This window comes from Nonomuraea sp. NPDC050404 (assembly GCF_040655495.1).
Lineage (GTDB): Bacteria > Actinomycetota > Actinomycetes > Streptosporangiales > Streptosporangiaceae > Nonomuraea.
The window spans coordinates 110932-137179 of sequence record NZ_JBFAKB010000025.1 but is presented as its reverse complement, the minus strand read 5'-3'; the positions used below and the strand labels follow the sequence as shown (position 1 = coordinate 137179).

Here is a 26248-nt window from a genome sequence, read left to right as displayed (position 1 = left end):
AGCCTCGGTGCCGGGCATCGAGCGCGATCCACAGGGAGTCACCGTGTCAGCCGAGCTACGCATCACCCTCGCCGGAGCCGAGCGTGTGGTCGCGGCCGGCACGACGGCCGGGGAGGCGCTCGAGGCCGACGGCCGCACCGTCATCGCCGCCGAGGTCAACGGTGAGCCCCGCGACCTGGCGCACGTGCTGGCCGAGGGCGACCTCGTCGAGCCGATCGAGGTCGGCAGCGAGATCGGCCGCTCGATCGTGCGGCACTCCGCCGCCCACGTCATGGCGCAGGCGGTGCAGGAGCTGTTCCCCGAGGCCAAGCTGGGCATCGGGCCGCCCGTGGACAACGGGTTCTACTACGACTTCGACGTCGAGCGGGCCTTCAACCCCGACGATCTCAAGCGCGTCGAGAAGCGCATGCGGGAGATCGTCAAGCAGGGGCAGCTCTTCGCCCGCAGGCCCGTCGGAGATGACGAGGCTCGCGAGGAGCTGGCCGGGGAGCCGTACAAGCTGGAGTTGATCGGGCTCAAGGGCGGCGCGGCGGATGAGGAGAGCGTCGAGGTGGGGGCCGGGCAGCTCACCATCTACGACAACCTCGACCCCAAGACCGGCGAGCTGTGCTGGAAGGACCTGTGCAGGGGGCCGCACGTGCCCTCCACGCGGGCCATCCCGGCTTTCAAGCTCATGCGCTCCGGCGGCGCCTACTGGCGCGGCAGCGAGAACAACCCGCAGCTCCAGCGCATCTACGGCACCGCCTGGGAGTCCCGCGACAAGCAGGACGAATACCTCAAGCTGCTGGAGGAGGCCGAGAAGCGCGACCACCGCAAGCTCGGCGTCGAGCTCGACCTGTTCAGCTTCCCGCCGGAGCTGGGCAGCGGCCTGCCGATCTTCCATCCCAAGGGCGGGATCATCCGCAAGGAGATGGAAGACTACATGCGCAGGCGGCAGGCGGAGGCGGGCTACGAGTTCGTCAACACCCCGCACATCACCAAGTCCTCGCTCTTCGAGACCTCCGGCCACCTGCCGTGGTATGCCGACGACATGTTCCCGGCCTTCGAGCTGGAGGGCGTCGAATACCGCGTCAAGCCGATGAACTGCCCGATGCACAACCTGATCTTCAGGTCGCGCGGGCGCTCCTACCGCGAGCTGCCGCTGCGGTTGTGCGAGTTCGGCTCGGTCTACCGCTACGAGAAGTCCGGCGTGGTGCACGGCCTGACCCGGGTACGCGGCATGACGCAGGACGACGCGCACATCTACACCACCCGCGAGCAGATGGCCGACGAGATCAAGTCGCTGCTGCGGTTCGTGCTCAGCGTGTTGCGCGACTTCGGCCTTGAGGACTTCTACCTGGAGCTGTCCACCCGCGACGACTCCGAGAAGTTCATCGGCGACCCGGCCGAGTGGGAGGAGGCGACCGAGGCGCTGCGCCAGGTCGCCACCGAGTCCGGGCTGACGCTGAAGGACGACCCGGGCGGCGCGGCCTTCTACGGGCCCAAGATCTCCGTGCAGGCCAAGGACGCCATCGGCCGCACCTGGCAGCTGTCCACCATCCAGCTCGACCTCAACCAGCCCAAGCGCTTCGGCCTGGAATACCAGGCGGCCGACGGCTCGCGGCAGACCCCCGTCATGATCCACCGGGCGCTGTTCGGCTCCGTGGAGCGCTTCCTCGGCGTGCTCACCGAGCACTACGCCGGCGCCTTCCCTCCGTGGCTGGCCCCGGTGCAGGTGGTGGGCATCCCGATCGCCGAGGCGCACGCGCCCTACCTGCAGGACGTCGCCAAGAGGCTGCGCGCCAGCGGCATCAGGATCGACGTCGACGCGGCCGACGACCGGATGCAGAAGAAGATCCGCAACGCGCAGAAGGCCAAGGTGCCGTTCATGCTGCTGGCCGGTGACGACGACATCGCCAACGGCGCGGTGTCCTTCCGTTACCGCAGCGGTGAGCAGAAGAACGGGGTGCCGGTGGAGGAGGCGATCGCCGAGATCGTCAGCGCCGTGGAGCGGCGCGTCCAGGTCTGAGCACGATGACGGCTTGATCGACGGCGGAGCGGGCCGCGCCCACGGGGGCACGGCCCGCTTTCCGTTCGGCCGAGGTCCCACCCATGCGTGTCAGCGGGGATACAGGCGGAACGTCACCGCGGGGCGGTCGCCGAACCGCTTGGCCTCCTCCTTCGCGTAACCCTCGATCAGGTTGCGGGCGTAGGACTCGGGGTCCTCGTCGGTGAGGGCCTCGATGTAGGCGCGGTGCTCCAGCAGCGAGCGCACGCCCCGCTCCAGGCCGTCGGTGACGTCCACGGCGTGGGTGGGGGAGTCGACGCCGGAGACGGCGACCCAGCGGACGCCGCCCCACGGCTCACCGGCGTCAGGAAATATCCACCTGTTTCCGGCATCTCCGGCGGCGTCCATCACCGCCCGGCCCACGGCGACGTGGTCGGGAGTGTTCCAGATCGAGCCGCCCCACGTGTCGTCGAAGTTCAGCGTGATCAGGAGTTCGGGCCGGTGCCTGCGGATGGCGGCGGCCAGGTCCCGCCGGAGCGCGACGCCGTACTCGATCACCCCGTCGGAGTGGTCGAGGAACTCCACCTCCCGCACCCCGACGACGGCCGCGCTGGCTCGCTGCTCGCGCTCGCGCACCTGCGCCGACTTGGCCGGTTCGAGCGTGTCGATGCCTGCCTCGCCCCTGGTGGCGAGCACATAGGAGACCTCGCGTCCCGCGTCCGTCCACAGGGCCACCGCCGCCGCACAGCCGTACTCCAGGTCGTCGGGGTGGGCCACGATGGCCAGCGCGCGTTGCCAGTCGTCCGGCATGGGGTCGAGTTGATCGGTCATGGCTATCATCCTGGCAGGCGCGGGCGGGGGCCGGGCGGGCGCGACCAGGCGACTGGACGATCAGGCGGGTACGGAGGCGAAGTGGACGGCGATGGGGTGTGGGCGGGCGCCGGGGACGAGGTTGTTGCGGCGGTGCGGGGCGGAGGGCGGCAGGACTTCGCCGAGCTGACCGAGGCGCATCGGCATGAGCTGCAGGTGCACTGCTACCGGATGCTGGGCTCGTTCGCCGATGCCGAGGACATGGTGCAGGAGACGATGTTGCGGGCCTGGCGGCGGCGGGAGACGTTCGAGGGGCGCGCGACGCTGCGGGCCTGGCTCTACCGCATCGCCACCAACGCCTGCCTGGACCTGCTGTCCGGTCCCGCCCGCTCCCGGGAGATCGCGACCGACGTGCGGGACGGCATGCCGATGGGCACATCGAGGGGCGCGTCAAGGGGCGTGCCGAGGGGCGGCCTGGCGACGGGCGCGTCGGCCGGCGGCGCATCGGCAGCCGCGTCGGAGAACGTGTCGGGGGACGTGTCGGCGGGGTCGCGGTCGGTGTTCGCCGAGGTGCCGTGGTTGCAGCCGTACCCGGATCGGCTGCTCGATCTGGCGGCGCCCACCGACGGGAGGCCGGAGGCGGTGGTGGTCGAGAGGGAGACGATCGAGCTGGCCTACCTGGCCGCCATTCAGCACCTGCCGCCGCGGCAGCGGGCGGTGCTGATCCTGCGCGACGTGGCGGGCTGGCCGGCCGAGGAGACCGCCGGCGCGCTGGAGCTCAGCGTGGCGGCGGTCAAGAGCGCGTTGCAGCGGGCCCGCGCCACGTTGCGCCTGCACCTGCCCGCGCGGCGCTCCCAGTGGGGCCCGGCCACCGCCCCCAGCGAGGAGGAGAAGGCCGTGTTGCGCCGCTACATGGAGGCGTCGGTGGCGGGCGACCTGTCCGCGCTGGCCGCGCTGCTGCGTGAGGACGCGCGGCAGACGATGCCGCCGGCGTCGCTGGTGTACGACGGACGGGCGGCCATCCTGGACATGTGGCAGCCGGTCATGGCCGGACCGCAGGCGTGGGGCGAGTGGAAGGCGCTGGAGACGCGGGCCAACCGGTGCCCGGCCGTGGCCAACTACGTACGCCGTCCGGGCCAGAGCCGCTACACGGCCGTCAACATCGACGTGCTGCTGGTCGAGGACGGCCTGATCGCCGAGATCACCACGTTCGGCCCCGAACTGAACGCCGCCTTCGGCCTGCCCGACGAACTCTGAGTGGAAATTCCGCCGCGGATCGATTCCTTTTCCCGCGCCCTGCCGTCATACGGGGGTACGCCACTTCCGAGAGAGGATTCGATCATGACCGAGCACATCGACCCCCAGCTCAACGCCCTGGACCGGCTCGTCGGCACCTGGAAGATCTCCGGCGGCGCCGCGGGCACCGTGACCTACCGCTGGATGGAGGGCGGCCGTTTCCTCATTCAGGACGTGGACCTCACGCAGGACGGCGGGCGGATCAAGGGCACGGAGATCATCGGCAGGAAGCGGCCGTACGGGGCGGAGGAGCCGAGCGCGGACGTGCACTCCTGGTACTTCGACAGCGACGGCAGCACCCTGGCCTACGTGTACGAGGTCGAGGGCGACACGCTGACGATCTGGGCGCAGAAGAGGGACTCGGGGGCCTACTACCGCGGCACGTTCAGCGCCGACGGGACCAGCGTCACCGGCGCCTGGGTGTACCCGGGAGGCGGCGGCTACGAGTCCCACATGACCAAGGTCGGCTGAGCCCAGAATCAGGGCCGGCTGAGCTCCGGATCAGGGCCAACCGAGCCCAGGACGCCGGCTGAGCCCCGGGCGTCAGGTGGGCTCAGGACGTCAGGCGGGCTCAGGGTGGCTGGGCCCAGGGCGCCGGCTCGCCGGCTGAGCCCACGACGTCGGGTGGGCTCAGGATGGCTCTTCGGCCTCGGCGGGCTCGCGGTGGCGGGCCTCGCCGGGGAGGCGGACGTCGTCCACGGTCACGTTGACCTCCATGACGCGCATGCCGAGCATGCGGCTGACGCTCCTGGCCACGTTCGTCTTGACCTCGGCGGCGACGTCCATGACGACGTGGCCGTACTCGACCACGATCGTCAGGTTCACCGCCACCTGGCGCTCCTGGATCTGCGCGCTGACGCCCTGGTTGCCGCGGCGCGCGCCGATGCCGATCCGGTCGCGTACGGACTCGAAGGCCCGCGCCAGGTCGCCACCCATGTCGGCGACACCGGCCACCTCCAGCGCGGCCAGCGCGGCGACCTTCTCGACGACCTCGTCGGCGACCTTGATCCGGCCTTTCACGACCGCACCCGAGGTGGGCGCCTCGATGTAGGAGGGCGGCGGCGCGCCGGAGGCTTCCGGCGGGGTGGAGTCAGTCGGCGGGGTGGGCTGCTCGGCCAAGGCTTCACTCATGGCGGCCTCCTCGAAGACGGTGCTGGAGATTGTGCCGCAAGAGCAACCCCTTTGTCCGTGGTCCTATGCTGCTAGGTATGCACGATCAGGCAGGGGCCGGGGCCCCCGACAACTTCCAGCGTCTGTGGACCCCGCATCGCATGGCCTACATCAAGGGCGAGAACAAGCCGACCGGCACAGGACCTGGCGATGGGTGCCCGTTCGACGCGATCCCCAAGATGAGCGACGAGGACGGCCTGATCGTGAAGAGGGGCACCGTGGTCTACACCGTGCTCAACCTCTACCCGTACAACTCGGGGCATCTGATGGTCGTGCCCTATCGGCACGTGTCCGACTACGACGAGCTGGACGCGGCGGAGGTGGCCGAGCTGGGGGAGTTCACCCAGAAGTCGCTGCGCGCCCTGCGCAAGGCCAGCGGCGCGCAGGGCTTCAACGTGGGCATGAACCTCGGCCACGTCGCGGGCGCTGGCATCGCCGCCCACCTGCACCAGCACGTGGTGCCCCGGTGGGGCGGCGACACGAACTTCATGCCGGTCGTCGCCCAGACCAAGGTCCTGCCGCAGCTACTTCACGACACCCGCCAGCTGCTCGCCGACGCCTGGGACAACTGACCCCGTGCTACTTCACGACACCCGCCAGTTGCTCGCCGACGCCTGGGACAACTGACCCCGGGCTGCGTCGCGGCACCCGCCAGTTGCCGCTGACCGCCTGGGACAAGTGACCCCGCGCTACTTCGTGGCGCTCGCCAACTGCTCGCCGACGCCCGGGAGCGATCGGCGGCCCTTGCCGAGCGCGCTGATGCCGGTGGCCAGAAGCAGCGGTACGGCCAGCGCCAGCGCCATGGACAACACGGCCGCGCCGGAGTCGTTGACCAGCATGCCGACCACGCCGCTGACGAGCGTGCCGATCAGCCCGGCGCGCAGGGCGGGGGAGTGCTCGAACGCGGCCGGCACCACTCCGCCCGACGCCTGGGCGGGCCGCAGGATCGCGTACACGAGGAACGCCACCGCCGCGATCACGATCGGCATCAGGTTGGGGCTGAGCAGGGTGGACAACATGGCCACCAGCTTGCGCCAGATGACGTCGACCGCCTCGCCGGTCAGCACCTGGCCCACGAACCTGCCCAGATGCGACTGCTCATGGGCGGGCCGCAGGTAGTTGAGCCACGCGAACCCCATCACGATCACCCCGCCCGCCACGCAGAACGCGCCCAGCTTCACCAGCGAGACCCGCTTGCCGGTCAGGATCAGCGCGGTCACCGCGATGCCGGGCACGAACGCGATCACGCCGCCGAAGTCGCTGCCCATCCCCGACCCGCCGAGCACCATCGCGATCGTGCCCAGCCCGACGATCGCGGCCAGGCCCACCTTGCCCGGCCAGCGGTGCGCGATCACCGTGGTGGCCAGCAGCGTGCCGGTGGCCAGCAGCGCGAACGGGATGTTGCCCAGGCCGTAGTAGCGGGCCCCCTGCTCGGCGCTGTACCCCATGAAGCTGTTGAGCTGGAGCGTGGTGCCGGTGAGCAGGTCGCCGACGAGCGTGAGCGCCGTGATGGCGGCGACCACGCCCAGCGGGCCGAGCGTTCTGCGCCGCCACGGCCCGGCCAGCGCCAGCGCGGTGATCGCCACCCACCAGAGCGCCATGCCGCCGAACAACTCGGGGAGCGTGGCCCAGGGCAGCAGGTTGACCAGGAACGAGGTGACCGGCAGGGCCGCCAGGGCGACGGCGGCGGCGCGTACCCACCCCAGCTTCTTGCCGCGGCGCAGCAGCAGGAAGGCCAGGACGTAGAACAGGACCTGCAGCACCGCCAGGGTCGTGAAGTAGGCCGCCTTGCCCGAGCGCATGGTCTGGGCGCTGGCGTCGGCGAGCCGCAGGTGCTCGAACGTCGCGCCCGGCGCGCCCACGTGCAGCGGCACGCCCACCACCGTGCTCGGCACCGGCACGCCCAGCTTGGTGAGCACGGTGGCGGTCAGGTCGGTGAGGATCGAGATGTCCTCGCGTTTGGTGGAGGACGTGCCGAGCAGCCGCCCCTGCGCGCCCGGCTCGCGCAGCGCCGCCACTCGCAGGTGCGGCACGGAGCCGTGGTCGGACAGCCCCGCCAGCAGTACGGTCGTGCCGGTCGGCAGGGCCGACAGCAGCGCGCCCGCCTTGGCGTCGGCCAGTCGCAGCGCCTGGCGGCGCTCGGCCGCGCTCAGCAGGTCGGGCGTCTTGGGCAGCCGGTCGCCGGCCGCCAGGTAGGGCGAGATGAGGTCGTCCACGTCCATGGCGACCATCGGGCACTTGTCCAGGTCTCCGGCGCTGAGCCGGCTCGGGGACTCGTGGTAGTGCGCCACCGCGCCCTGCTGGTCGGCCAACGCCAGCGCCGCGCCGGGACCGATGGCGACCGAGCACCGCCCGGCCGCCTTGAGCGTTTCGCCCAGCGTGCCCGCCGTGCGCTGGCCCGCCACGTCGATGAGGTAGCGGTAGTCGGGGATGACCGCGCCCCCGCCGGTGGCCTCGGGCTTGGGTGGCGCGCCGCAGGCGTAGCCGACGGCCGACCTGGTGCCCGAGGACACGCTCAGCCACCCGTCGTAGGGACAGGTGGTGCTGCCGACCGTACGGACCGACAGGGAGCCGATCGCGCTCGATTCGGCCAGGGACCACAGGTGGGGCGTGTCGGACGGGGACAGATCGTTCCAGTGCAGACCGGGCACGCCGATGAGCGCCACCCGCTCACCGGCCGTCACCGTTTGTTCGGCGACTGTTCGCCCGGTTGTCCCCGCTCCGGTCTCCGCTCCGGCGGGTCCGGTGAACAGGGCCTGTCCGACAAACATCTGACCGATGAGCACAGCCAGCACGACCAGCGCGCGCCTCACCCCGACGACCTCCCGTGACTCTGTGGTTCCGTGGCACGGTAGTGCTTTAGGTCGCGTTCCGGCGCCACCGGACGCGACTACCCTCTCATGCGCGCGGTGTGCGGGGTGCCGTCTTTGATCGTCAGCCGGAGACCGGGGTGAGCCAGTCGCGGTGGCGCTCGTCCCGGCCGTGGACCGCGGCGTCGTAGGCGTCGGCCAGCCTGGCGGTCACCGGGCCAGGACCCTCGCCTCCCTCTCCGCTGAGCTCGCGCCGGTCGATCGAGCTCACGTGCACGACTCCGGCGCCGGTGCCGCACAGGAAGATCTCGTCGGCGGCGTACAGGTCCGAGCGCAGCAGCTCCTGCCTGAGCGTCCGCAGCCCGAGGTCGGCGGCCAGCCGCTCGACCGTGTCCTGGGTGATGCCGTCCAGTGCGCCCGCGTTCGACGGCGGCGTGAGCAGCAGCCCGTCGCGGACGACGAAGATGTTCGCGCCGGTGCACTCGCTGACGTGGCCGGCGGCGTTGAGCAGCACGGCCTCGTCGTAGCCGGCGTCCAGAGCCTCGTGCTTGGCCAGCACGGAGTTCAGGTAGGGGCCGGTGGCCTTGGCCGCGGTGGGCACCACCGTGTGGTCGTTGCGCCGCCATGAGCTGGTCATCAGCCGCACGCCCGCGCCGAGCAGCGGCCCCCAGCTCCAGCTCGCGATGGACAGGGCGGTCGGGCAGCCGCGCGCCGAGATGCCCATCTCGCCGTAGCCGCGGTGCGCGAGGTGGCGGATGTAACAGGACGCCTGGCCGTTGGCGGCGACGGTCTCAAGCGTGGCCGCGCGCAGTTCTTCCTCCGTGTACGGCAGCTTCAGCCCGATCATCCTGGCGCTGCGCCGCAGCCGTCCGAGGTGGTCGTCGAGCCGGAACACGACCGGCCCGTCCGGCGTCTCGAACGCCCTGGTGCCCTCGAAGACGGCGGTGCCGTAGTGCAGGGCGTGCGACAACACGTGTACGCGCGCCTCACCCCACGGCACCAGACCCCCGTCCATCCAGATGAACTTGGCCTCCTCCACCGGGCGCTCCTTTCCCAAGTGGCCCATCAAATTTCTCCTGTATGGGCCAATATGACGATGAGTGGCACATTATCGGGATAATGGTGGCATGGGAAGGGAAGACAGCCTCGTCACACTCGTCCGGGATCGCCTCCGGCTCCACCAGGGCCCGCCCAGCCGCCGCCTGGCCGGCGCGCTGGCCGACCTCGCCCAGACCGGCCTGATCGGCCCCGGCACCCGGCTGCCGTCGGAGCGAGACCTGGCCCAGGCGGTCGGGGTCAGCAGGGGGACGGTGGCGGCGGCGTTCAACGCGCTGTGCGAGGACGGGTTGTGCGAGCGGCGGCACGGCAGCGGCACGTACGTGCTCGGCACGCCCTCGTTCGGCGGGCTGCTCCAGGCGGGCTCGGTGCGGGCGGACCTGTCCACCTCGGTGGTGCCCGACCCGTCCCACCTGGTGCTGCCTCCGCTCGACCCGGCCGACCTGCTGCGGGCGCCCAGCGGGCACGGCTACGACGCGATGGGTGACCCCCGCCTCAGAGCCCTGCTGGCAGCCTCCGACCCGCCGGGAGCCCCGGGTCCGCAGGGGGTCTCGGGCCCGCAGGGAGTTTCGGGTCCGCAGGGGGTCTCGGGTTCGCAGGGGGTCATGGGACCGGCGGAGGCGTTGGACTCGCCGCGGCTTCCGGGTCCGGCGGCGGCTTCGGGGTGGTCGCGGCCGGGGGAGGTGCTGGTCACGGCCGGGGCGCAGCAGGGGATCGACCTGGCCGCGCGCGTGTTGCTGCGGCCCGGTGACCGGGTCCTGGTGGGCGATCCGTCGTACGGGGGAGCGCTCAGCGTGTTCAAGCGGGCGGGGGCGCACGCGGTGGCCCTCGACCTCACCTCGCCGGACGCCGTGCGGGAGGCGCTGGCCCGCCACCGCCCTGCCCTGGTGTACGTGGTCGGCGTGGAGAACCCGACCGGCGCGGTCCCGCCGCTTGAGCACGTCGCCGCACTGGCCGCGGACGCCGACGTGCCGCTGCTGGAGGACCGTACGCTGGCCGCGCTCGTGTACGACGGCACGCCGCCGCCCGCACCCCTGGCCCGGCTGCATCCGTACGGGACGGTGACGGTCGGGTCGCTGTCGAAGGTGTTGTGGGGCGGCCTGCGGGTGGGCTGGCTGACGGCCGCGGAGCCGCTGCTGGCCCGGCTGGTGGAGGCCAAGGTGGACGCCGACCTGGCGACCAGCGCGGTGGCCCAGCGGCTGGCGGCCGACCTGCTGGAACGCAACCCGGTCGGCCCCTGGCTGGCGGAGCTGGATCGGCGCAGGGAGCACTGCCTGCGGGCGCTGGCCGCGTACCTGCCCGGCTGGACCTGGACCCGGCCCGCCGGCGGGATGTCGGTGTGGGCGCGGCTGCCCGGGACGGACACGGACCGGTTCGCGGCGGTGGCCCGCGAGCACGGCGTGGCGGTGGCGCCCGGCTCGTTGTTCTCACCGGACGGCCGCCACCGCGACCGCCTGCGGCTCAGCTTCGCCCTGCCCCCCGACCTGCTGGACCAGGCGATGGCGGGACTCGCCCGGGCCTGGGACGCCTACCGGGAATGACACCCCGCCCGGCGGAAGCGACGCGAGGCCGGTCATCAGGGCCGCCATGGGTGCGGGGCCGGTCGCCCGGACCGGCCCGGTCACCCGTCAGGTCGTCCTCAGCCCGCCTTGACCTTCACGGCCTTGCTCTCGTGGTGCAGCTGGTCCAGCGAGGTGACCAGGTAGTCCCCGGAAGCCTTCGCCGTGTACGACGGCCGGCTCACCACGGCCACCAGGCTGCGCGCGTCGGTGGTGTGGCAGTCCTTGCCGGACTTGGGCACCTGGTACACCGCGTACGCCGCGGCCCCCGGCGAGGCCGTCCACGTGAGCTGGTTGCCGGACGCCTTGACGCCGTCGGGCGCGGGCGGGGCCTCGCCACCGCGCGCCTTCATCAGCGGCAGCAGCGCCGGACGGCTGTAGTAGGTCTTGGCGACGCGGTCCATCGCCTTGAGCGGGTTGGTCTGGAGCTGCTTGGCGCTGAAGTAGACCTCGCCGTCGATCTGCTTGCTCGCGCGGTTGACGCCCACCTGCCCGGCCAGCTCGCCCGCCCTGGTCCAGGCCTTGTCGTCCCTGGTGCCGACCCGGTAGAGGCCCTGGCCGATGTAGAGCTGCACGTCGCTGCCCTTGACCTCGTTGGACCACCAGCGGGCCAGCGTGGTGTAGTCGGCGGCGCTGTGCCCGCGCGGCCAGTAGAGCTGCGGCAGCAGGTAGTCGACGGTGCCGGCCTTGATCCAGGCCCGCGCGTCGGCGTAGATCGAGTCGTAGGCCGACATGCCGTTGGTGGCCGACCCGGTCTGGTCCTGGGCCTTGTTGCGCCAGATGCCGAACGGGCTGATGCCGAACTTCACGTGGTTCTTGGCGTCGTGCACGGCCTTGTCCACCTGCTCCACGAGCGTGTTGACGTTGCCGCGCCGCCAGTCGGCCAGCTTCTGGCCCTTGCCGTACTTGCGGAAGGCCGCCGCGTCGTCGAACTTCGCCCCGGCCACCGGGTAGGGGTAGAAGTAGTCGTCGAAGTGCACGCCGTCGATGTCGTAACGGTCCACCACGTCGTTGATGACCTTGATGACGTGCTCGCGCACGGCCGGCAGGCCGGGATTGTAGTAGAGACGGCCGCCGAACTTGACGGTCCAGTCGGGGTGCTGCCGGGCCGGGTGACTGGCGGGCAGCTTGGCGGTGCTGTCGCCGTAGGAGGCACGGTAGGGGTTGAACCAGGCGTGGAACTCCATGCCGCGCTTGTGGGCCTCGTCGATGAGGAACGGCAGCGGGTCCCAGCCGGGGTCCTTGCCCGGCGTGCCGGTGAGGTACTGGGTCCACGGCTCCAGCGAGGATTTGTAGAGCGCGTCGGAGGCGGGACGCACCTGGACGAAGACCGCGTTGAGGTTGCGCTTGGCGGCGCTGTCCAGGATCTTGGCGTATTCGGCCTTCTGCCGGTCGGGGGTGAGCCCCGCCTTGGAGGGCCAGTCGATGTTCTGCGTCGTGGCGATCCACACGCCGCGCAACTCGCGCTTGGGATAGCGGGCGTCGGCCTTGCAGGGCGCGGCGGCGGGCGTGGCGGCGGCCTTCTTCTTCCCGCTCGCCGCGGGGCTCTCCGCGGCGGCGGGGCCGAAGAGATAGGCGACGGTGGTCGTGGCGACGGCGAGGGCGGCAGCGGCCAGAAGTGGGCGTCCAGTTCGCATAGTGCCACCCAGTCTGGCAGCTGCGCGCTCATGGTCGGTACGGAAAACCGAAATCAAGTCGAGACGCATTTGTTACATATACCCATGGCTGGGCCGGGAGGGACATATCCCCTCCCGGCTCTTCCACAACCCCGGTCAATCCGTGGCCGTCACCTTGCTCGCGAGATTCGGCGGCAGCGGCTCGTACCGCAGGAACGTGCGCTGGAACGTACCTGTGCCATGTGACATGGATCTCAGATCGATGGCGTAGCGCGTGATCTCCAGCTCGGGAACCTCCGCCTTGACCAGGGTGCGGCCCGTGCCGACCGGTTCGGTGCCGAGCACGCGCCCGCGCCGCGACGACAGGTCGGACATCACCGAGCCGACATAGTCGTCGGCCACCAGCACCGACAACATGTCCACCGGCTCCAGCAGCAGCGTCGAGACCTTCGCCGCCGCCTCCTTCAGCGCGAGCTGGCCCGCGATCTGGAAGGCCATGTCGGAGGAGTCGACGGAGTGCGCCTTGCCGTCGTACAGGGTGACGCGCACGTCCACCATGGGGTAGCCGGCCACGACGCCCCGCTCCATCTGGGCGCGCACGCCCTTCTCCACCGACGGGATGAACTGCCGCGGCACCACGCCGCCCACGATCTTGTCCACGAACTCGAAACCCCCGCCGGACGGCAGCGGCTCGACCTGGAGGTGGCAGATCGCGTACTGGCCGTGGCCGCCGGTCTGCTTGACGTTGCGGCCCATCGCCTGGCACTTGCCGCCGAACGTCTCGCGCAGCGGCACCCGCAGGTCGATCCGCTCGACCTCGACGCCGTGCCGCTTGGCCAGGCGGTCGAGCAGCACGTCGGTGTGCGCCTCGCCCATGCACCACAGGACGAGCTGGCGGGTCTCGGCGTTGTTCTCCAGCCGCAGCGTCGGGTCCTCCGCAACCAACCGGCCGAGCGCCTGAGACAACTTGTCCTCATCGGCCTTGGACTTGGCCCTGATCGCCACCGGCAGCAGCGGGTCGGGCATCGCCCAGGACGTCATCAGCAGCGGATGCTCCACCTCCGACAACGTGTCGCCGGTCTCGGCCCGCGACAGCTTGGCCACGGCCACGATGTCGCCCGCCATGCCCTTGGCCGCGCCGCGCTGCTGCTTGCCCAGCGGGCAGGTGAGCGTGCCGATCCGCTCGTCCACGTCATGGTCCTCGTGCCCGCGGTCGGCCAGGCCGTGGCCGGAGACGTGCACGGTCATGTCGGGGCGCAGGGTGCCGGAGAAGACGCGTACCAGGCTGATGCGGCCGACGTACGGGTCGCTGGTGGTCTTGACGACCTCGGCCACGAGCGGCCCCGCGGGGTCGCACGTGATGCCGGAGACCTGCTTGCCCGACAGGTCGGTGATCTCGGGCATGGGGTGTTCGAGCGGTGAGGGGAAGCCCTGCGTCATCAGTTCCAGCAGTTCCTGCGCGCCGACCCCCAGGCCGCTGCACAACACCGGGAAGAAGCTGCCGCGGGCCACGGCCTTCTCCAGGTCGTCCACGAGGACCTTGGTGTCGATGGGCTCGCCTTCGAGGTACCTCTCCATGAGCGACTCGTCCTCGCTCTCCTGGATGATGCCCTCGATCAGGACACCGCGGTACTCCTCGATCTGCGCCTCGTACTCCGCGCCCGGGTCCTTCTCCGTACGGGTGCCCGTGGCGTAGTTGTAGAACTTCTGCGTCAGCAGCCCGATCAGCCCGTTGACGTGGCCATTGGTGATCACGGGGAGATAGAGCGGCGCGACGCCGTCGCCGAAGATGTCCTGGCAGGTGGCCAGCACCTCGTCGAAGTCGGCCCGCTGGTGGTCGATCTTGGTGATCACGACCGCCCGCGGCATGCCCACCTGCGCGCACTCTTCCCAGAGCATCTGCGTGAGCCCGTCCACCCCGTCCGAGGCGGACACCACGAACAGCGCGGCGTCGGCCGCGCGCAGCCCCGCGCGCAGGTCACCGACGAAGTCGGCGTAACCGGGGGTGTCCAGAAGGTTGATCTTGATGCCGTTGTGCACCAGTGGTGCCACGGCCAGGTTGACCGAGCGTTGCTGCCGGACCTCCACCTCGTCGAAGTCGGTGACCGTGTTGCCGTCCTCCACGCGTCCCGGGCGCTGAATGGTGCCCGTCGCGGCCAGCAGCTGCTCGACGAGGGTCGTCTTACCCGCTCCTGAGTGGCCGACCAGCACGACATTGCGTATCGCATCCGCCCGGTCGGCCGCGGGTGCCCTGCCCGCGGCTCCCACGGCGCCTCCCGAGTTTCTTTCCGCCACATCGCCTCCCGCGTCGTCGCTTGTTTGTCGACGCCGCGCCCGCGCGGAGGGTGTTGGAAACCGCATGGACGCGGTGTGTTCACCAAATACCCCTGTGGCGGATATCACAAGGGGGGCGGGGCAAAGAAAGTTGTCAAGCGCGTCATGGCCTACGATCGGACCGCGATGCTCAAAATCCTGCGCCCGGCCATGACCCGGATACTCACCCCGCTGGGCAGGGCTCTCGTCGGTCGCGGGATCGGCCCGAACGCCGTCACGGCGGTCGGCACCCTCGGCACCGTCGTGTCAGCCCTGTTCTTCTTCCCCCGAGGGCAACTTGCCTGGGGTGCTCTCGTGATCACTGTCTTCGTGCTGTTCGACCTGCTCGACGGCGTGGTGGCCCGGCTCGGCGGGAAGGGGGGCAGCACCTGGGGGGCCTTTCTCGACTCCACGCTCGACCGGGTCGCCGACTCCGCCATCTTCGCCGGCCTGATCTTGTATTTCATCTCCAGGGACGACACTCTGATGGCTTCGGTGACGCTGGTGTGCCTGATCGCCGGCGCTCTGGTCTCCTACGCCAAGGCCAGGGCGGAAGGGCTCGGGCTCACGGCCGACGTCGGGCTGGCCGAGCGGCCGGAGCGGCTGGTCGTGGCGCTGGTCGCGGCCTGCTTCTCGGGGCTCGGAGTTCCGTACATTCTTCCTGTGGGCATGTGGCTGCTCGCGGTGGCCAGCGTGATCACCGTGGTGCAGCGGGTGATGGCCGTTTACCAGCAGACGAGGGAGACATGAGCGAGAAGGCTTCGATCGGCGACCATGTCGTGGCGGCCGGGTTCGCGGCGGGGTGGAAGCTGGTGCCGCTGCTGCCGCAGCGCCTGACGGCCGCGGTCTTCCGCTTCATGGCCGACCGGGTCTGGAGCAGGCAGGGCAAGTCCGTGCGCAGGCTGCAGTCCAACCTGTCCAGGGTGACGGGGCTGGGCGCCGGGAGCAGGGAGGTGCGCGAGCTCGGCAGGGCCGGCATGCGCTCCTACTTCCGCTACTTCCACGAGATCTTCCGGCTGCCGTCGATGCCCACCGAGGAGGTCGTGCGCCGCACGCACGTCATCGGGGACGAGCACGTCCACGACAACGTGGCGGCCGGGCGGGGCGTGGTGTTAGCGCTGCCGCACATGGGGAACTGGGACCAGGCGGGAGCCTGGCTGGTGGGCGTGGGCCATCCGTTCACCTCGGTGGCCGAGCGGCTCAAGCCCGAGTCGCTGTACCGGCGTTACACGGCCTTCCGCGCGGCGCTCGGCATGGAGGTGCTGCCGTTGACCGGCGGCGACGGGCACAACTTCGGCACCCTGGCGTCTCGGCTGCGCAAGGGCGGCGTGGTCTGCCTGCCGGCCGAGCGTGACCTGACCAAGAGCGGCGTGGAGGTGAGCTTCTTCGGCGCGGCCACCAAGGTGCCCGCTGGGCCGCCGCTGCTGGCCGTGCAGACGGGCGCGGCGCTGCTGCCCGCCATCGTCTACTTCGTGGGCGACGACTGGGGCATCCACATCCACCCCGAGGTCCCCGTGCCGCAGGAGGGCACCAGGCAGGAGAAGGTCGCGGCCGTCGCGCAGGGCCTGATCGACGTGTTCGAGAAGGGCATCGCCGAGCATCCGGAGGACTGGCACATGATGCAGCGGCTCTGGCTCGATGACCTGGAACCCCGCCCATGAAGGTCGGCATCGTCTGCCCGTACACCTGGGACGTGCCGGGCGGGGTGAAGCAGCACATCGACGACCTGGCCCAGGCGCTCATCGCGCAGGGGCACGACGTGTCGGTGATCGCGCCGGCGGCCGACGACGACGAGCTGCCCGAGTACGTGACGGGGGCGGGCCGGGCGATCCCGGTGCCGTACAACGGGGCGAAGGCCAGGATGGCGTTCGGGTTCCTGTCGGCCGCGCGGGTGCGGCGCTGGGTGCGTACGGGCGAGTTCGAGGTGCTGCACATCCACGAGCCGCTGATCCCGAGCCTGGGCGTGCTGGCCTGCTGGGCGGCCAAGGGGCCGATCGTGGCCACCTTCCACGCCTCGTTCTCGCGCTCGCGGGCGATCGCGGTGGCCGAGCCGCTGCTGCGCAGCGCGCTGGAGAAGCTCAGCGGCCGCATCGCGGTCTCCGACGCGGCCCGTAAGAGCCTGGTCGAGCAGTTCGGCGGCGACACCGTGCTCATCCCGAACGGCGTCACCGTCGCCCGCTACACCGACGCCGAGCCGCTGGACGGCTGGGGCCCCGACGGATCCACCCTCGGCTTCCTTGGCCGCATGGACGAGGAGCGCAAGGGCCTGCCGATCCTGCTCGACGCGTTCGCGGAGCTGGCGGCCGAGCGCCCTGATGTGAAGCTGCTCATCGCCGGCCCCGGTGACGAGAAGGACGTCTACGAGCGGGTGCCGAAGGCGGTGCGCGACCGGGTCACGGTGCTGGGCATGGTGAGCGAGGCCGACAAGATCCGCGCCTACCACTCCGTGGACGTGTTCGTGGCGCCCAACACGCGCGGCGAGAGCTTCGGCATCGTGCTGGCCGAGGCGATGGCGTCGGGCGCGACGGTGCTGGCCAGCGACATCCCGGCGTTCCGCAGGGTGCTGGGCGACGGGCAGGCGGGCGCGCTGTTCGTCAACGGCGACCCGGCCTCGCTGGCGCGCGAGGCGGGCGCGCTGCTCGACGCGCCGGAGCGGCGGGCCAAGCTGGCCGCCGAGGCGCTGGTGGCGGTCAGGAAGTACGACTGGTCCACGGTCGCGCGGGACGTCGTACGCGTCTACGAGACCGTCACCACCAGCGGCGCGGGCCGCGTGGAGGAAGACCTGTGACCGCCTGTTCGGGCTTTGTGGGAGAAGACCTGTGACCGCCTGTTCGGGCTTTGTGGGAGAAGACCTGTGACCGCCTGTTCGGGCTTTGTGAGGGAAGACCTGTGATCGCCGGTAGGGGCGGCCATGTGGAGGAACATCTGTGACATCGACCATGATCGTGCTGATCGTGGGCATCGTCGTCGTGCTCACGGCCGTCTACATCTCCTGGCGCGCGGGCCGGCTGGACCGCCTGCACATCCGCCTGGAGCTGGCCCAGGAGTCGCTGGACGCGGCGCTGATGGGGCGCCGCGCGGTGGTGCTGGAGCTGGCGGGCTCGCGCCTGCTCGACCCCGCCACGTCCCTGGTCCTGGCCGCGGCGGCGCATGAGGCCAGGTCGGCGGGCCCGGAGGAGCGCGAGCACGCCGAGAGCGACCTGTCGCGGACCCTGCGGGCGGTGGTGGACCAGGACCGCTTCAGGGAGAAGTTGTCGGAGTCTCCCGGGGGTCGTGAGCTGCTGGAACAGCTCGACGCCGCGGTGGCCAAGGTGGTCTATTCGCGCCGTTTCCACAACAACGCGGTCGGCGTCACCCGTGCGGCCCAGGACCGCTGGCTGGCCAGAACCCTGCGCCTGGCCGGGCACACCGAGTACCCCAGTTTCTTCGAGATTGATGACAATCCGCCGGCAGCTATGGCAACTGAATGACCTAATTTGGGGAAGCCAGTATGCTTCATCCCGTTTTCGGGCTGAAGCGAGGAGAGTTACAGGTGCGGCTACCCCGGATGATCACGGTCTACCTGGCCGGAGCGGCCGTCCTGCTGCCTCTGGCGGCCTGCTCCTCTGAGGAGCCGTCGGCGGGCCAGGCCCCGCAGCCCTCCGCCGCGTCGGCGCCGCCGAGCGAGGAGCCGGAGGAGGTCAACGCGCATCCGTTCACCGGCAAGCCGTACGGGCAGCTCAAGCCGGTGCTGGCGGTGAAGATCGAGAACACCGCGGCGGGCAAGCCGCAGATGGGTCTCAAGAGCGCCGACATCGTCTACGTCGAGCAGGTCGAGGCCGGGCTGACCCGGCTCATGGCGGTCTTCTCCTCCAAGCTGCCCGCCAAGGTGGGCCCCGTGCGCAGCGCGCGCATCTCCGACCTGCACATCGCGCCGCAGTTCGGCAAGCCGGCCTTCTCCTACTCGGGCGCGCAGACCAAGATGTTGCCGTTCATCGCCGAGGCGTCGTTGTTCGACGTGGGTGACACGCGCAACCCCGGCGCGTACAACCGCGAGCCCGGCCGTTTCGCCCCGTACAACCTGTTCGCCAGCCCCAAGAAGCTCCTGGCCGGGGCGCGCAAGGCGACCAAGGCCAAGGACGTCGGGTTCACCTTCGGCGACGCGCCCGCCGAGGGCGGGGTCGAGCGCAAGTCCTACACCGTCAAGTGGCCCGCCGCGCGCTTCACCTTCGCCTGGTCGGAGGCGAAGAAGCAGTGGCTGATCTGGCAGGACGGCAAGAAGGACATGGCGGCAGAGGGCGGCCAGCTCGGCGCGCCGACGATCGTGGTGCAGTACACCAAGACCGAGCGCTCGGAGTTCCACGACAAGAACGACAGTTACACGCCGCTGGTGCACACCACGGGCAAGGGCTCGGCGGTCGTGCTGCGCGACGGTAAAGCCTTCAAGGCGAAGTGGGAGCGGGAATCGGAGGAGAGTGGCACGACGTTCACCACTGAGAGCGGCGAGCCGATGAACTTCGCACCCGGCCAGGTTTGGGTCGCGCTCGCCAGCCGCAAGCCCGTCATCCCGTAGCCGTCCTGTACAGGTTTGGCGCTAAATCCTGACATATTGGCATGTCGGGGGAGGGGTCCACCAGGACCTACGATGGGCTTGAGAACTTACCGACCCGCCGTGAGAGCCGTGAGGATGACCGTGTCCAGCAGCACGCCAGAAAACACCCCCGTCACCGGAACCGCCCGTGTCAAGCGCGGCATGGCCGAGATGCTCAAGGGCGGCGTCATCATGGACGTCGTCACCGCCGAGCAGGCCAAGATCGCAGAGGACGCCGGCGCGGTGGCCGTCATGGCCCTTGAGCGCGTGCCCGCCGACATTCGCGCGCAGGGTGGCGTGTCCAGGATGAGCGACCCCGACATGATCGACGGCATCATCAACGCCGTGTCGATCCCTGTCATGGCCAAGGCTCGCATCGGCCACTTCGTCGAGGCCAGGGTCCTGCAGGCGCTCGGCGTGGACTATGTGGACGAGTCGGAGGTGCTGACCCCGGCCGACTACGCCAACCACATCGACAAGTGGCAGTTCACCGTGCCGTTCGTGTGCGGGGCCACCAACCTGGGCGAGGCTCTGCGCCGCATCACCGAGGGCGCGGCCATGATCCGCTCCAAGGGCGAGGCCGGCACCGGTGACGTCTCCAACGCCGTCACCCACATGCGCACGATCCGCGCCGAGCTCAAGCGGCTCGGCTCGCTGCCCGAGGACGAGCTCTACGTCGCGGCCAAGGAGCTGCAGGCCCCGTACGAGCTGGTGGCCGAGGTGGCCAAGACCGGCAAGCTGCCGGTCGTGCTGTTCACCGCGGGCGGCATCGCCACCCCCGCCGACGCGGCCATGATGATGCAGCTCGGCGCCGAGGGCGTGTTCGTCGGCTCGGGCATCTTCAAGTCGGGCGACCCGGCCAAGCGCGCCGCGGCCATCGTCAAGGCCACGACGTTCTACGACGACCCCGACGTCATCGCGAAGGTCTCCCGCGGCCTGGGCGAGGCCATGGTCGGCATCAACGTCGACGACATCCCGCAGCCGCACCGCCTGGCCGAGCGCGGCTGGTAAATACGAGGCGCGTCGTTGCAGGTCACAGTCCTGGGCGCGTGAGACGATCACTTCCGGCAGGCTGATTTCGGCCTGGCGGGGGCGCCACAAAGTGACGGCGAAAACTGCCGGAAAGGGCGGCATCCGCGAAGGATGTCGCCTTTTTCGTGTTGTGTGGTGTTCACCCGGTGGTCATGATCCTGAGTCAGGCTACGGGCGTCCCTCACCCTTGATCGACTCGGGAGCCCCACATGTCCAAGCTGAACCGCAGGCACTTTCTCGTCACGGGGTTAGCGGCAGGGGCAGTCGCCGCCATGAACTCCACCGCTGCGCACGCCGAACCCGATCCGGCCGCCGAGACGGCCCAGAGCCTGGCCTCGCGCGGGCTGCGTACCGACCCGTTCACCCTCGGCGTCGCCAGCGGCGACCCCGACCACGACGGCTTCGTGCTGTGGACCAGGCTCGCCCAGCAGCCGATGGCCGAGGACGGGCTCGGCGGCATGCCGCAGCGGCCCTTCCCCGTGTTGTGGCAGGTGTACGCCGACGAGCGCGCCCGCCGCGTCGTCCGCGCGGGCGTCACCGTCGCCGCCCCCGAATGGGGCCACAGCGTCCACGTCGAGCTGAACGGCCTGAGCTCCGACCGCGAGTACTGGTACCGCTTCCGCGTCGGCCCGTACGTCTCGCCGCTCGGCCGCACCCGCACCGCCCCGCACCCCCTGTCGTACGGCAGCGCCCTGGCCATGGCGTTCGTCTCCTGCGCCCAGTACGAGCACGGCTACTTCACCTCCTACCGCCGCCTGGCCGAGGAGAACCCGGACCTGGTCCTGCACCTGGGCGACTACCAGTACGAGTACACCAAGAACTCCTACACGATCCCCGGCGGCAACATCCGCCACCACGAGGGCCCGGAGACCGAGACGCTGGCCAACTACCGCCAGCGGCACGCCCAGTACAAGGCCGACCCCGACCTGCAGGCCGCGCACGCCGCCTCGCCGTGGCTGGTCGTGTGGGACGACCACGAGCTGGACAACAACTGGGCCGACGAGGTGCCGGAGAAGCCCGAGGTGCCCCAGCCGAACTTCCTGACCAGGCGCGAGGCCGCCTTCCGCGCGTACTACGAGAACATGCCGCTGCGCCGCACCTCGATCCCGCGCGGCATCGACATGCAGCTCTACCGGCGCATCCGGTGGGGCAGGATGGCCACCTTCCACATGCTCGACACCCGCCAGTACCGCGACGACCAGGGCTGCGGGGACGGCTACGACGACTGCCCGGCGGCGATCGACCCGGCCCGCTCGATCACCGGTGCGGCGCAGGAGGAGTGGCTGCTGAAGGGCTTCCACCACTCCCGCGCGCAGTGGGACATCCTGGGCCAGCAGGTCTTCTTCGCCCAGCGTGACAACAACGCCGGCCCCGCGAAGGTCACCTCGCAGGACGCCTGGGACGGCTATGTGGCCTCCCGCAGGCGCATCACCGAGGGCTGGATGGACGCCGGGGTCCGCAACCCGGTGGTGCTGACCGGCGACGTGCACGCGCACTGGGCCAGCGACCTCAAGCTCGACTACGACGACCCGACCGGGCCGACGGTGGGCTCGGAGCTGGTGGCCACGTCGATCTCGACGGGCGGCAACGGGGCCGACTCCGACCCCGCGCAGCACCCGTTCCTGACCATCAACCCGCACCTGAAGTTCTACAACAACCAGCGCGGATACGTGCTGACGAAGATCGAGCGCGAGCAGATGACGGCAGACTTCAAGGTCGTGCCCGTGGTGCAGACGCCGGGGTCCGAGGTCTACACCAGGGCCACCTTCGTCATCGAGGACAAGGTTCCCGGAGTTCAGCAGACCTACCTCAGGCCGCTGGACCCGGCGATGCGCACCGCGCCGATGACGGTGGAGGAGACGGTCCGCCTGGAGACCGAGCGCCCGTAGTCCCACCGGAGAGCCCGGCCCCTTACGCGAGGGGCCGGGTTTTTCGTCGCCGGAATATTAGTCAGGCTAACTTAGTTGAGCTAACCATGAGGGACGATCCCACCCACCTGGCCGAGCAGGTCTCCACGGTGCTGCGGCACCTGGTCCTCCTGCTCAGGCGCACCGTCGCCGGTCAGCCCGTCACCAGCCAGCAGTACGGCGTGCTCGGCTCGCTCGAGGCCGGCCCGCGCCGCATGACCGAGCTGGCCGAGGAGCACGCCGTGCAACTGCCCACCATGACCGTCCAGATCAACCGGCTGGAGGACGCCGGGCTGGTGGCCCGCGGCTCCGACCCCGCCGACGCCCGCGTCAGGACGGTCGAGCTCACCGGCGAGGGCCGCGAGCGGCTGCGCGCCGTACGCGAGGTCAGGATCGCCCACCTCACCCGGGAACTGGCCGCGCTCGACGAAGACGAGCGCGCCACACTCGCGGCCGCCCTGCCCGTGCTGGCGAAGCTCGGCCGCTCGTAAGAAAAGGAGCACCATGCAAACCGGCGGCGGAATCCTTCGCCAGCCCATGTCCGTCTGGGCCACCGCGTTCGCCGCGGTCGTGGCCTTCATGGGCATCGGGCTCGTCGACCCCATCCTCCCTTCCATCGCCCAGGGACTGAAGGCCACCCCCAGCCAGGTGTCACTGCTGTTCACCAGCTACTTCCTGGTCACGGCCGTGGCCATGCTGATCACCGGCTGGGTCTCCAGCCGGATCGGCGGCAAGCGCACGCTGCTGGCCGGCCTGGCGCTGGTCATCGTGTTCGCCGCGCTGGCCGGCACCTCGGGCAGCGTCGCCGAACTCGTCGGCTTCCGCGCCGGCTGGGGCCTGGGCAACGCGCTGTTCGTGGCCACCGCGCTGGCCGTCATCGTGGGCGCCGCCAGCGGCGGCGCGGAGGCGGCCATCATCCTGTACGAGGCCGCGCTCGGCCTGGGCATCTCCGCCGGGCCCCTCGTCGGCGCCCTGCTCGGCGACTGGAACTGGCGGGCCCCCTTCTTCGGCACCGCCGCGCTCATGGCGGCCGGCCTCGTGCTGATCGTCACGCTGCTCAAGTCAACGCCCAGACCGGCACAGAAGACCCGGCTGAGCGCCCCCATCAGGGCACTGGCCCACGGCGGCCTGTCCACGACCGCCTTCACCGCGCTGTTCTACAACTTCGCCTTCTTCACCGTGCTGGCCTTCACGCCCTTCATCCTGGGCATGTCCGCGTACGGCATCGGGGCCGTCTTCTTCGGCTGGGGCGTCTGCGTCGCGCTGGCCTCGGTCTTCGGCGCGCCGCCGCTGCAGCGCAGGATCGGCTCGGTGAACGTGCTGCACCTGTCGCTCGCGCTGCTGGCCGTGCTGCAGATCGGCATCGCGCTGTCCGGGCACACGGGGATCATCGTGTTCACCATCCTGTCCGGCATCCCCATCGGCCTCAACAACACCGTCTTCACCGAGTCGGCCATGGAGGTCTCCGACGCGCCCAGGCCGGTCGCCTCGGCGGGCTACAACTTCGTGCGGTGGATGGGCGGCGCGCTGGCCCCGTTCATCGCCACCAAGCTCGGTGAGGAGGTGGGGGTGGCGGTGCCGTACGTGCTGGGCGCGCTGTGCTGCCTCATCGGCATGGCCGTGCTGTACACGCGGCGTCACCACCTGCGTGCCCTGTCCCGCGTGGACGCCGACCACACCGCGCACGACGCCGCTCCCGCCGTGTGATTGGATGTCCCACCATGGTGGGACACGTCCTGCTGCTCGTGGCGAGCCTGCTGCCCCTGCGCGCGGACCTGGCCGTGACGACGCTGCCCCTGCGCGCGGATCTGGCCGTGATGACCTGGAATGTGTGCACGGGCACCAACTCCGCCTGCCGCCTCTACCGCGCCGGCAGCGTCGAACTCGCCGAGCACATCGGCCGGCGGGCGCTCGCCCGCCGCGCCGACGTGATCTTCCTTCAGGAGTTCTGCACGGGCGCGACCGGCGCCCTGGAATCCTGGCTGGAGCAGCGCACCGGCCGCCGCTGGACGGCCGGCTCGTGGGGGCTGAGCACTCGGGACGGCACGCCGTACGCCTGCCACCCCGACCGCCTCGGCCGCCCGCGCGGCGCGCAGAGCATCGCGGTCCTGGTGGCGGGCGAGTCCGTCTCCTACGAGATCCACGCCCTGCCCTCCCCGCCCTGGTTCGTCCGGCGCGCCGCCATCTGCGCCGACCTGCCCGCCAGGAAGGTACGCGCCTGCGGCACCCACCTGTCCTCCGGCGCGCGCAACGACGACCATCAGAGCGGCGCCCCGTACCGCACCCGGCAGCTCGGACGCCTGCTGCAGATCTCCGCCAAGCCCGGATACCGCAGCGTCGTCGGCGGCGACCTCAACGTCTCCCCGCCCGACAGCGGCCAGGGCGGCGCCGCGGGACGGCGGGCCGTCGCGCCGCTCTACCGCGCCTACCAGGAGTGCGACCAGCGGGGCGCGCGGCGCAGCGGCGGCCCGACCAGGGAGAGCAGGAAACTCGACTACCTGTTCGCCCCCAAGGGCGCCGTGCGCGGCTGCCACGTCGAGCGCGCGGTCACCCTGTCCGATCACGATCCCGTACACATCAAGGTGGCCCTGTAGGAAGACGGCAGGCCGTCCTGGTGTTGAATACTCGACGACCCGTGAACCCGGCAGAAAGGATCGACTGTGCCCAAGATCGGTGTTCTCGCCCTCCAGGGGGACGTGCGCGAGCATGTGCGCATGCTTCAGGAGGTGGGCGCGACGGCCTCGGCCGTGCGCCGCCCCGCCGAGCTGGACGCGGTCGACGCCCTGGTCATCCCCGGCGGCGAGTCGACCACGATGTGGAAGCTCGCCGACACCTTCGACCTGCTGCAGCCGCTGCGCCTGCGCGTCAAGGAGGGCATGCCCGCCTACGGCTCCTGCGCCGGCATGATCATGCTGGCCGACCGCATCGAGGACGGCATCGCCGGGCAGCAGACCATCGGCGGCATCGACATGGTGGTCAGGCGCAACGCGTTCGGCCGGCAGGTGGACTCCTTCGAGTCCGACCTCGACTTCGCCGGCACGCCGGTGCACGCGGTGTTCATCCGCGCGCCCTGGGTCGATTCGCTCGGCGCGGACGTCGAAGTGCTGGGCCGGTGCGAGCCTGGGGATAGGATCGTCGCGGTCCGTCAAGGTCCGTTGCTCGCTACGTCGTTCCATCCCGAGCTCACCGGGGACGTCAGCGTGCACCGTTACTTCGTAGACATGGTGAGGGAGCTCTAGGTAATGTCCGGCCACTCCAAATGGGCGACGACGAAGCACAAGAAGGCCGCACTCGACGCCAAGCGCGGCAAGCTGTTCGCCAAGCTCATCAAGAACATCGAAGTGGCGGCACGGACCGGTGGGCCTGACCCGGACGCCAACCCCACCCTGTTCGACGCCATCTTCAAGGCGAAGAAGAGCTCCGTGCCCAACGACAACATCGAGCGGGCGCGCAAGCGCGGCGGCGGCCTGGAGGCCGGCGGCGCCGACTGGCAGCCCATCACGTACGAGGGTTACGCCCCCGGCGGTGTCGCGGTGCTCATCGAGTGCCTCACCGACAACCGCAACCGCGCGGCCTCCGAGGTACGCGTCGCGCTGACCCGCAACGGCGGCTCGCTGGCCGACCCCGGCTCGGTGTCGTACATGTTCAACCGCAAGGGCGTCGTGATCGTGCCCAAGGCGGACGGGCTCGACGAGGACACCGTGCTCATGGCCGTGCTCGACGCGGGCGCCGAGGAGGTCAACGACATCGGCGACTCCTTCGAGGTCGTGTGCGAGGCCGGTGACCTGGTGCCGGTGCGCAAGGCGCTGCAGGACGCCGGGATCGACTACGACTCGGCCGAGTCCAGCTTCCTGCCGACGATGAGCGTGCCGCTCGACGAGGACGGCGCCAAGAAGGTGTTCCGGCTCATCGACGCGCTGGAGGACAGCGACGACGTGCAGAACGTCTACGCCAACTTCGACGTCTCCGACGAGGTGCTGGCCGCGCTCGACTAGCGCCGCCCGGCTTTCACGGGGGCTCGGCCTGCGCCGGGCCCTCCGCCGTGCTTCCGTGCGGGACGTTTCCGCGCAGGCTCCCCGGACACGCCTTGGCGTCTCGGCCTCTGGAGGTCCGCATGCGCGA

Annotated in this window: 23 protein-coding genes; 17 read left to right on the top strand and 6 right to left on the bottom strand. The window is 70.5% G+C overall.

The genetic code is table 11. The features are described 5' to 3' along the window. Window positions 1-16: 16 nt before the first annotated feature. A complete protein-coding gene (thrS, locus tag AB0I81_RS47805; protein WP_360672951.1) occupies window positions 17-2008 on the top strand; it encodes a threonine--tRNA ligase in 1992 nt (663 codons plus the stop codon). A 90-nt stretch (window positions 2009-2098) separates the two neighbouring features. On the opposite strand, the gene AB0I81_RS47800 is transcribed toward thrS, so the two are convergent. Beyond that, window positions 2099-2818 (bottom strand): PIG-L deacetylase family protein, encoded by a 720-nt coding sequence (locus AB0I81_RS47800; RefSeq protein ID WP_360672817.1) that lies wholly within the window; start codon window positions 2816-2818, stop codon window positions 2099-2101. A gap of 132 nt (window positions 2819-2950) precedes the next feature. Here AB0I81_RS47800 and AB0I81_RS47795 point away from each other — a divergent pair, with 132 nt between their 5' ends. Next, window positions 2951-4054: an RNA polymerase subunit sigma-70 gene (locus AB0I81_RS47795; protein WP_360672948.1), complete on the top strand. Its 1104-nt coding sequence runs from the start codon at window positions 2951-2953 to the stop codon at window positions 4052-4054. Window positions 4055-4138: 84 nt separating this feature from the next. Then, window positions 4139-4564 carry a hypothetical protein gene (locus tag AB0I81_RS47790; RefSeq protein WP_360672813.1) on the top strand — a complete coding sequence of 142 codons (426 nt, stop codon included), beginning with the start codon at window positions 4139-4141 and terminating at the stop codon, window positions 4562-4564. Between the two features lie 159 nt (window positions 4565-4723). Here AB0I81_RS47790 and AB0I81_RS47785 read toward each other — a convergent pair whose 3' ends face one another. Beyond that, a complete protein-coding gene (locus AB0I81_RS47785; RefSeq protein ID WP_360672810.1) occupies window positions 4724-5224 on the bottom strand; it encodes an Asp23/Gls24 family envelope stress response protein in 501 nt (166 codons plus the stop codon). A 77-nt stretch (window positions 5225-5301) separates the two neighbouring features. On the opposite strand from AB0I81_RS47785, the gene AB0I81_RS47780 reads away from it, so the two are divergent. Then, window positions 5302-5835: an HIT domain-containing protein gene (locus AB0I81_RS47780; RefSeq protein ID WP_360672807.1), complete on the top strand. Its 534-nt coding sequence runs from the start codon at window positions 5302-5304 to the stop codon at window positions 5833-5835. 117 nt (window positions 5836-5952) lie between these two features. Here the strand turns inward: AB0I81_RS47780 and AB0I81_RS47775 are convergent, their stop codons facing one another. Beyond that, complete coding sequence (locus AB0I81_RS47775) at window positions 5953-8076, bottom strand: hypothetical protein (RefSeq protein ID WP_360672804.1); 2124 nt, start codon at window positions 8074-8076, stop codon at window positions 5953-5955. 121 nt (window positions 8077-8197) lie between these two features. Beyond that, the gene (locus tag AB0I81_RS47770; protein ID WP_360672801.1) at window positions 8198-9139 is read right to left on the bottom strand and encodes a branched-chain amino acid transaminase; all 942 of its coding nucleotides are present in this window, start codon (window positions 9137-9139) and stop codon (window positions 8198-8200) included. Between the two features lie 61 nt (window positions 9140-9200). On the opposite strand from AB0I81_RS47770, the gene AB0I81_RS47765 reads away from it, so the two are divergent. Then, the gene (locus AB0I81_RS47765; RefSeq protein ID WP_360672798.1) at window positions 9201-10670 is read left to right on the top strand and encodes a PLP-dependent aminotransferase family protein; all 1470 of its coding nucleotides are present in this window, start codon (window positions 9201-9203) and stop codon (window positions 10668-10670) included. Window positions 10671-10768: 98 nt separating this feature from the next. On the opposite strand, the gene AB0I81_RS47760 is transcribed toward AB0I81_RS47765, so the two are convergent. Further along, the gene (locus AB0I81_RS47760; RefSeq protein ID WP_360672796.1) at window positions 10769-12325 is read right to left on the bottom strand and encodes a family 10 glycosylhydrolase; all 1557 of its coding nucleotides are present in this window, start codon (window positions 12323-12325) and stop codon (window positions 10769-10771) included. 135 nt (window positions 12326-12460) lie between these two features. Beyond that, window positions 12461-14599: an elongation factor G-like protein EF-G2 gene (locus AB0I81_RS47755; protein WP_360672793.1), complete on the bottom strand. Its 2139-nt coding sequence runs from the start codon at window positions 14597-14599 to the stop codon at window positions 12461-12463. 144 nt (window positions 14600-14743) lie between these two features. Here AB0I81_RS47755 and pgsA point away from each other — a divergent pair, with 144 nt between their 5' ends. From pgsA to AB0I81_RS47695, 12 genes are all read left to right on the top strand, one after another. Next, window positions 14744-15367, top strand: coding sequence for a phosphatidylinositol phosphate synthase (gene pgsA, locus AB0I81_RS47750; RefSeq protein ID WP_360672791.1), 624 nt, complete (start codon window positions 14744-14746; stop codon window positions 15365-15367). Next, window positions 15364-16278 carry a phosphatidylinositol mannoside acyltransferase gene (locus tag AB0I81_RS47745; protein WP_360672788.1) on the top strand — a complete coding sequence of 305 codons (915 nt, stop codon included), beginning with the start codon at window positions 15364-15366 and terminating at the stop codon, window positions 16276-16278. Before pgsA ends, AB0I81_RS47745 begins: the two co-directional genes overlap by 4 nt. Further along, window positions 16275-17405: a glycosyltransferase family 4 protein gene (locus AB0I81_RS47740; protein ID WP_360672785.1), complete on the top strand. Its 1131-nt coding sequence runs from the start codon at window positions 16275-16277 to the stop codon at window positions 17403-17405. The genes AB0I81_RS47745 and AB0I81_RS47740 overlap by 4 nt, the downstream gene beginning before the upstream one ends. 139 nt (window positions 17406-17544) lie before the next feature. Next, window positions 17545-18087: a hypothetical protein gene (locus tag AB0I81_RS47735; protein ID WP_360672782.1), complete on the top strand. Its 543-nt coding sequence runs from the start codon at window positions 17545-17547 to the stop codon at window positions 18085-18087. Between the two features lie 62 nt (window positions 18088-18149). Then, window positions 18150-19169, top strand: coding sequence for a DUF3048 domain-containing protein (locus tag AB0I81_RS47730; RefSeq protein ID WP_360672779.1), 1020 nt, complete (start codon window positions 18150-18152; stop codon window positions 19167-19169). Window positions 19170-19283: 114 nt separating this feature from the next. Beyond that, window positions 19284-20198, top strand: coding sequence for a pyridoxal 5'-phosphate synthase lyase subunit PdxS (pdxS, locus tag AB0I81_RS47725; RefSeq protein WP_360672945.1), 915 nt, complete (start codon window positions 19284-19286; stop codon window positions 20196-20198). Between the two features lie 230 nt (window positions 20199-20428). After that, window positions 20429-22108, top strand: a complete 1680-nt coding sequence (locus tag AB0I81_RS47720) for an alkaline phosphatase D family protein (protein WP_360672776.1) — start codon at window positions 20429-20431, stop codon at window positions 22106-22108. A gap of 86 nt (window positions 22109-22194) precedes the next feature. Continuing rightward, the gene (locus tag AB0I81_RS47715) at window positions 22195-22617 is read left to right on the top strand and encodes a MarR family transcriptional regulator (RefSeq protein WP_360672773.1); all 423 of its coding nucleotides are present in this window, start codon (window positions 22195-22197) and stop codon (window positions 22615-22617) included. A 13-nt stretch (window positions 22618-22630) separates the two neighbouring features. Then, on the top strand, window positions 22631-23833 hold the full coding sequence (locus tag AB0I81_RS47710) for an MFS transporter (RefSeq protein ID WP_360672770.1): 1203 nt from the start codon (window positions 22631-22633) through the stop codon (window positions 23831-23833). Between the two features lie 14 nt (window positions 23834-23847). After that, entirely contained in the window at window positions 23848-24720 is an 873-nt protein-coding gene (locus AB0I81_RS47705; RefSeq protein ID WP_360672767.1) for an endonuclease/exonuclease/phosphatase family protein, read from the top strand. Window positions 24721-24786: 66 nt separating this feature from the next. Next, entirely contained in the window at window positions 24787-25365 is a 579-nt protein-coding gene (pdxT, locus tag AB0I81_RS47700; protein WP_360672764.1) for a pyridoxal 5'-phosphate synthase glutaminase subunit PdxT, read from the top strand. A gap of 3 nt (window positions 25366-25368) precedes the next feature. After that, complete coding sequence (locus tag AB0I81_RS47695) at window positions 25369-26121, top strand: YebC/PmpR family DNA-binding transcriptional regulator (RefSeq protein WP_360672761.1); 753 nt, start codon at window positions 25369-25371, stop codon at window positions 26119-26121. Window positions 26122-26248: the final 127 nt, after the last annotated feature.